At 66.0% G+C, this 5,940-nt stretch carries 6 protein-coding genes; 1 reads left to right on the top strand and 5 read right to left on the bottom strand.

Annotated elements, in window-relative coordinates; genetic code table 11:
- The 5 genes from V7Q39_RS18755 to V7Q39_RS18735 form a co-directional block, all read right to left on the bottom strand.
- On the bottom strand, positions 1–504 hold a 504-nt coding region (locus tag V7Q39_RS18755; protein WP_333818137.1), incomplete at its 3' end, for an ABC transporter ATP-binding protein.
- 112 nt (positions 505–616) lie between these two features.
- A complete protein-coding gene (locus V7Q39_RS18750) occupies positions 617–1,447 on the bottom strand; it encodes an ABC transporter ATP-binding protein (RefSeq protein WP_333818136.1) in 831 nt (276 codons plus the stop codon).
- Complete coding sequence (gene nikC / locus V7Q39_RS18745) at positions 1,444–2,349, bottom strand: nickel transporter permease (RefSeq protein ID WP_333818135.1); 906 nt, start codon at positions 2,347–2,349, stop codon at positions 1,444–1,446. The genes V7Q39_RS18750 and nikC overlap by 4 nt, the downstream gene beginning before the upstream one ends.
- On the bottom strand, positions 2,346–3,410 hold the full coding sequence (locus V7Q39_RS18740; protein WP_333818134.1) for an ABC transporter permease: 1,065 nt from the start codon (positions 3,408–3,410) through the stop codon (positions 2,346–2,348). Before V7Q39_RS18740 ends, nikC begins: the two co-directional genes overlap by 4 nt.
- A gap of 37 nt (positions 3,411–3,447) precedes the next feature.
- Complete coding sequence (locus V7Q39_RS18735; RefSeq protein WP_333818133.1) at positions 3,448–5,046, bottom strand: ABC transporter substrate-binding protein; 1,599 nt, start codon at positions 5,044–5,046, stop codon at positions 3,448–3,450.
- A 278-nt stretch (positions 5,047–5,324) separates the two neighbouring features.
- Here V7Q39_RS18735 and V7Q39_RS18730 point away from each other — a divergent pair.
- On the top strand, positions 5,325–5,940 hold a 616-nt coding region (locus V7Q39_RS18730), incomplete at its 3' end, for an aromatic ring-hydroxylating oxygenase subunit alpha (RefSeq protein ID WP_333818132.1).

Below are 5,940 nucleotides of genomic sequence, written 5' to 3'. Positions count from 1 at the left end.
GGTCGGTTCGTCGAGCAGCAGGATCTTCGGTTGCAGCATCAGGGCACGGGCGATGGCGACGCGCTGGCGCTGGCCGCCGGAGAGCTGGTGCGGATAGCGGAAGCGGAAGCCGGGGGGCAGGCCCACGTCGACAAGCGCCTGCATGACGCGGGCGTCGCTGTCCCGCAGGCCATGGATGGCGAGGGGTTCAGAGAGCGTGCGGTCGATGGTGTGGCGGGGGTGCAGGCTGGCGTAGGGGTCCTGGAAGACCATCTGCACCTGCGCGGCAAAGCCCGCGCCGCGCGGGTTGGGCAGCGGCTGGCCGCCGATGCGGATGGTGCCGCCAGTGACGGGAGCGAGGCCACAGATCGCGCGCAGGATGGTGGACTTGCCAGAGCCGCTTTCGCCGACGAGGCCGTAGCTTTCGCGTTCCTCTACCTTGAGGCTGACGCCCTCGACCGCATGGACGAGGCGGCCCTGGGCGCGGAACGTGACGGAGAGGTTGTCGATCTCGATCAGGCTCATGGCAGGCCTCCGGCCCGAGAGCACGCCGATTTCTTCAAAGAAATCGGCGCGGAGCCTTTGAAGGCTCCGGTCCGGAATTTTCGAAAATTCCGGTGTGGTGGCAAAGCGTGTCTCATTCCGCCCAGGCCCCAGTGCGGTCCAGTCCCGGCAGCGGTCCCCGCGGGCCACCGATGCGGGGCAGGCAGTTCAAGAGGCCGCGGGTGTAGGGATGTTTTGCGTCCAGCAGCTGGCCCGCCGCGACTTCCTCGACGATGCGGCCCTTGTACATGACCAGCACCCGGTCGCAGAAACGGGCGACAAGACGCAGGTCGTGGCTGATGAAGATCAGGCTCATGTTGCGGTCGCGCACGAGGTTGTCGAGGATCGAGAGGACCTCGGCCTGAACGGTGACGTCGAGCGCGCTGGTCGGTTCGTCGGCGATCAGGAGGTCGGGCTCGGGGATCAGCATCATCGCGATCATCACCCGCTGGCCCATGCCGCCGGACAGTTCGTGCGGATAGGCGTCCATCACCCGCTCGGGGTCGCGGATCTGCACCGCCTTCAGCGCGGCCAGCGCCTTGGCCTTGGCATCCGCGCGACCCAGCCCGTCGCGCAGGCGCAGGCCCTCGGTCAGCTGGCGGCCCACGGTCATGACGGGATTCAGCGAGAACTTCGGGTCCTGCATGATCATGCCGATGCGCTTGCCGCGCAGGGCGCGCATGTCGCGTTCGCTGGCAGCCATCAGATTCTGGCCGTCGAAGGTCATCCGGTCGGCCTCGATCCGGCCCGGCGGGCGGATCAGGCGCAGGACGGCGCGGCCTGTCATCGTCTTGCCCGAGCCGCTTTCGCCGACGATCCCCAGCCGTTCGCGGCCAAGGGAAAAGGAGACGCCGCGCACCGCCTGGACCGGGCCGGTCTCGGTGTCGAAGGTCACGCGGAGGTTCTTGACGTCGAGCAGGCTCATCGCGAAGCGCTCCTCGGGTCGAGGACATCGCGGAGGCCGTCACCAAGAAGGTTGAACCCGAGCGAGACGAGGAAGATGGCGAGGCCGGGCATGGTGGCGACCCACCACTGCTCGAACAGGAACTTGCGGCCGGAGGAGATCATCAGGCCCCATTCCGGCAGGGGCGGCTGCACGCCGAGACCCAGGAAGCCCAGGCCCGCGGCGATCAGGATTACCCCGGCCATGTCCAGCGTGACGCGGATGATGACCGAGGGCAGGCACATCGGCACGACATGGCCTGCAATGATCCGGGGGGCAGAGGCGCCTTGCAGGCGGATGGCGGCGATATAATCGGAGTTGCGGACGGTCATGGTCTCGGCTCGGGCGACACGGGCGTAGGGCGGCCAGGCGGTGAGCGCGATGGCGAGGACGGCGTTTTCGATACCCGGCCCCAGGACGGCAACGAGGGCGAGCGCGAGAATCAGGCGGGGGAAGGCGAGGAAGATGTCGGTGAGACGCATCAGGACCGCGTCGATCCAGCCGCCGAAATAGCCGGCGACGGTGCCGACGAGAAGCCCGATGACGGGGGCGGTCACGGCAACGAGGGCGATGATGTAAAGCGTGATCCGCGCGCCATAGATGATGCGGCTGAGGATGTCGCGGCCGAAATCGTCGGTGCCAAGCGGGTAGCCGGGAGTGCCGGGGGGCTTCAGCCGGTTGCCGAGGTTCTGCACGAAGGGGTCGTGCGGGGCGATCCAGGGGGCAAGCAGGGCGACGAGGAGTAGCACGCCGACGATGACCAGTCCGGCCATGGCCAGCCGGTTGCGGCGGATGCGGAGCCAGGCGAGCCACATCTGCCCGAGCCGCGCCTGACGGCGGGAGGAGGGGTTGGGGTCGGTGAGCCAGATGCGCAGCGCGGTCATGTGCGGGCCCGCGGGTCGACGAGCCGGTAGAGGAGGTCCGACGCCATGTTCAGGGTCACGAAGGCCACGCCGACGACCACGGTCCCGCCCAGCACGGCGGGCATGTCCGCGGCGAAAAGCGCATTGGTGATGTAGCTGCCAAGGCCGGGCCAGGCGAAGATCGTCTCGGTCAGAACCGACCCCTCCAACAGGTAGGCGTAGCTAAGCGCGATGACGGTGATCAGGGGCACCAGCACGTTCTTCATCGCATGGACCCAGATCACCCGCCATTCCGGCATTCCCTTCACGCGGGCGGTGGTGATGTATTCCTGGCCAAGCTCGTTCATCATGAAGCTGCGGGTCATCCGGCTGATGTAGGCCATGGAGACATAGCCCAGGAGACCCGCTGGCAGGATGATGTGGCTGACGGCATTGGCAAAGACATCCCAGGCGCCGTTGAGCGCCGCGTCGATCAGGATCATGCCGGTGTAGGGGGTCAGCGTGAACTCCATCATCATGCCGTAGGTCGGATCAAGCCGTCCCGGACCGGCGACCCAGCCGAGTTGGCCGTAGAAGACCAGCAGTCCGATCAGGCCCAGCCAGAAGATCGGCATGGAATAGCCCATCAGGCCGACGACGCGGACGATCTGGTCGGCAATGCTGCCGGGGCGGGTCGCGGCGAGAACCCCGGCGGGGACGCCGACGAGGGTGCCGAAGATCGTGCCCAGCGTCGCAAGCTCCAGCGTGGCGGGGAAGTAGCGGGCGATCTCGGAGGCGATGTCCTGGCCGGTGCGGATTGACCTGCCGAGGTCGCCGTGCAGGGCATCGCGGACGTAAATGTAGAACTGCTGCCACATCGGCAGGTCGAGGCCCAGCTTGTCGCGGATCGCCTGCATCTGCGCCGCCGTCGCGCGTTCGCCGACGATGGAGAGGACCGGGTCGATGGGCACCACGCGCCCGATGATGAAAGTGACGAGGAGAAGACCCAGTAGCGTGATCGCCAAGGTCAGAACTCCGACGCCGAACTGGCCGGACAGGCGCAGCAGGCGGCTTTCCTGCGGGAGGGTGGGGGTTCCGGTCATGCGGATAGGGGCCGCCCCGAGGGACGGCCCCATTGCCTTACTTGGTCACGGTCCAGTAGCTGGCCGAGTCGGTGGCCCCGCCAGCGTAGAAGCCGTTCACATTGGCGCGCATCGCGTCCTGCCGGGCCTGCTGGAACATCAGCACGAAGGCCGAATTGTCGCGCACCTTGCGCTGGATGTCGGCATACATCTCGGCCCGCTTGTCGCTGTCCTTCTCCTCGACGGCTGCGGCGGTCTCGGCATTCAGCGCGCCCGGATCCCATGCGGTGCGCCAAGCCAGGTAGCCCGTCGCATTCGCCTCGTCGCTGTTGTCGGGGTTCATCGCGAAGGTCGAGGCGTTGGTATGCGGGTCGGGATAGTCCGGTCCCCAGGTCTGCAGCGTGATGTCGTGGAGCCGCCCGCGATAGGTGGCCAGGCCCTGGGCGCCGTCGCCCACGTCGAGCACAAGGTTGATGCCGATCTGGGCAAAGCTGTTCTGGATCGCGGTGGCGATATCCATCCGTTCCTGGTTGTTCCGGACGGTGAATCCGATGTCGATCGGCAAGGTCAGGCCGGATTCGGCCATCAGCGCCTTGGCCTTCTCCAGGTCCAGCGCATAGGGGTTTTCATCCAGCGCGCCCAGGAAGCCGAGCGGCAGGAAGCTCTGGTGCACCACCCACTGGCCTTTCAGGATGCTGTCCTGCATCCCAGTGTAGTCGATGGCCCAGCGCATTGCCTCCTGCACCTTGGGATTGGCCAGTTCCGCCTTCTTCTGGTTCAGCGCCAGATAGTAGATCTGGCCGCCCACGTCGCCCTGCACCTTGATGTCGGGATTGCCGGAGATGCCCTCGATATCGGTCGGGGTCATCTCACGCGCGATGTCGATGTCGCCCTTTTCCAGCAGCAGGCGTTCGGTGGCGCCTTCGGGGATGTGCTGCATGAAGACGTTCTTGATCTTCGCGTCACCGCGCCAGTGGCCCTGACGGGCTTCCAGCACGTAACCTTCGTTCGGCTTGAAGCTTTTCAGCACATAGGCCCCGGTCCCGGCACTGTTGGCCTTGAGCCAGGCATTGCCCATGTCGCCCTCGACCTCATGCTCCATCACGGTCTTCATATCGACGATGTTGGCCACGCCCGCCGTCAGGCAGTTGTAGACGAAGGAGGGCGCATAGGCCTTGTCGGTCTTCAACGTGACGGTATCGCCGTCGAAGGTGATCATCTGGTCGACGTTCTCGGCCGTCAGGCCGAACTGGGTCAGGATGAAGGCCGGGGTCTTGTTCAGCTTGACGACGCGGCGCAGGGAGCCTGCCGCATCTTCCGCCGTCAGCGGGTTGCCGGAGGAGAAGGTGATCCCCGGCTTGATCTTGAAGGTGTAGGTCATGCCGTCATCGGCCACCGACCAGCTTTCGGCGAGGCCCGGAACCAGTTCGCCCGGCTTGGTCGGGTCAAGCTCGATCAGCGTGTCGTAGGTGTTGTTGTTCAGGTCGACGCCCGAGAATTCGAAGGCTTCGTGCGGGTCGATCGACACGATGTCGTCGATGGCATCCGCGACGACCAGCGTGTCGGCGGGCGTTTCCGCCATGAGCGCCATCGGCGAAGTGCCCATCATCAGCACCGCCACGGCCGCGGCACGGGCAAATCCATGCTTCAGCTGCATTATCCATCTCCCTGTGATTTGGTATCGCGGAGTCGGTTTCACCGCTTCCTGACCGAATGGACAAATCTGCCGCGCGGCTGTCAATCGAAATCCCCAACGGAGTGGAGAAAGGCTAGCGGGAAGCCGAAAGCGCGGCGGACCCGCGGAAGCAGCCGCACTTCTGCGGCACGCGATCAAGCAGAGTCAAATTCGATTGACAGACCAGTCAGTCGCCGGGAAAATGCGTCATACCGTCGCGCCTTGCGGCCGCGACGGAGATGCTTTGCAGCGGAGGTGGAATGACCGCACATCTGCCGTTCCCGACCGAACCCACGCCGAACAGCTGGGACCGTGGTGGCTTGCCCCCTTGGACCTATCATTCGGAGGCGGTGCTTGCGCTGGAGCGCAGCAGCGTCTTCCTGACCCATTGGCAGGTCGTCGGCCATGTCGGCGATCTGCCCCAGATCGGCGACTGGCTGACTTTCGACATCCTGGGCGAGCGCGCCGTGGTGATGCGCGGGCAGGACGGGGAGGTGCGTGCCTTCCACAACCTCTGCCGCCACCGGGGCGCGCGGGTGGTGGATGGGGTGCAGGGCAGTTGCCGGGGCGCCATCGTCTGCCCGTTCCACGGCTGGGTCTACAATCTTGACGGCACGCTGCGCGGGGCGGCGCGGCCGGAAAGCTTCGGCGGAATCGAACGCGAGCAGTTCGGCCTGAAACCCATCGAGATGGAGCTGTTCCACGGCTTCATCTTCCTGCGCTTCGAACCCGGGCCGCAGCCGCCGGTGGCCGACCTCCTCGCCCCCTTCGCCGCCGACTTCGCATCCTACCGCAGCGAGGCGCTGGTGTCGGACGGCCCGTCGCGCTGGATCACCGAACTGCCGGTGAACTGGAAATCGGTGCGCGACGTCGACA

Origin of the sequence: Tabrizicola sp. (assembly GCF_036781545.1) — a bacterium.
In the GTDB taxonomy this organism is placed as follows: domain Bacteria; phylum Pseudomonadota; class Alphaproteobacteria; order Rhodobacterales; family Rhodobacteraceae; genus Tabrizicola.
Note: the sequence above shows the minus strand (reverse complement) of the source record. Positions and strands in the feature narration are given on the sequence as shown.

Bases quoted from the DNA above. Each gene is read 5' to 3' on its own strand.
- V7Q39_RS18750 (WP_333818136.1), bottom strand. From the start codon at position 1,447: ATGAGCCTGCTCGACGTCAAGAACCTCCGCGTGACCTTCGACACCGAG.
- nikC (WP_333818135.1), bottom strand. From the start codon at position 2,349: ATGACCGCGCTGCGCATCTGGCTCACCGACCCCAACCCCTCCTCCCGC.
- V7Q39_RS18740 (WP_333818134.1), bottom strand. From the start codon at position 3,410: ATGACCGGAACCCCCACCCTCCCGCAGGAAAGCCGCCTGCTGCGCCTG.
- V7Q39_RS18735 (WP_333818133.1), bottom strand. From the start codon at position 5,046: ATGCAGCTGAAGCATGGATTTGCCCGTGCCGCGGCCGTGGCGGTGCTG.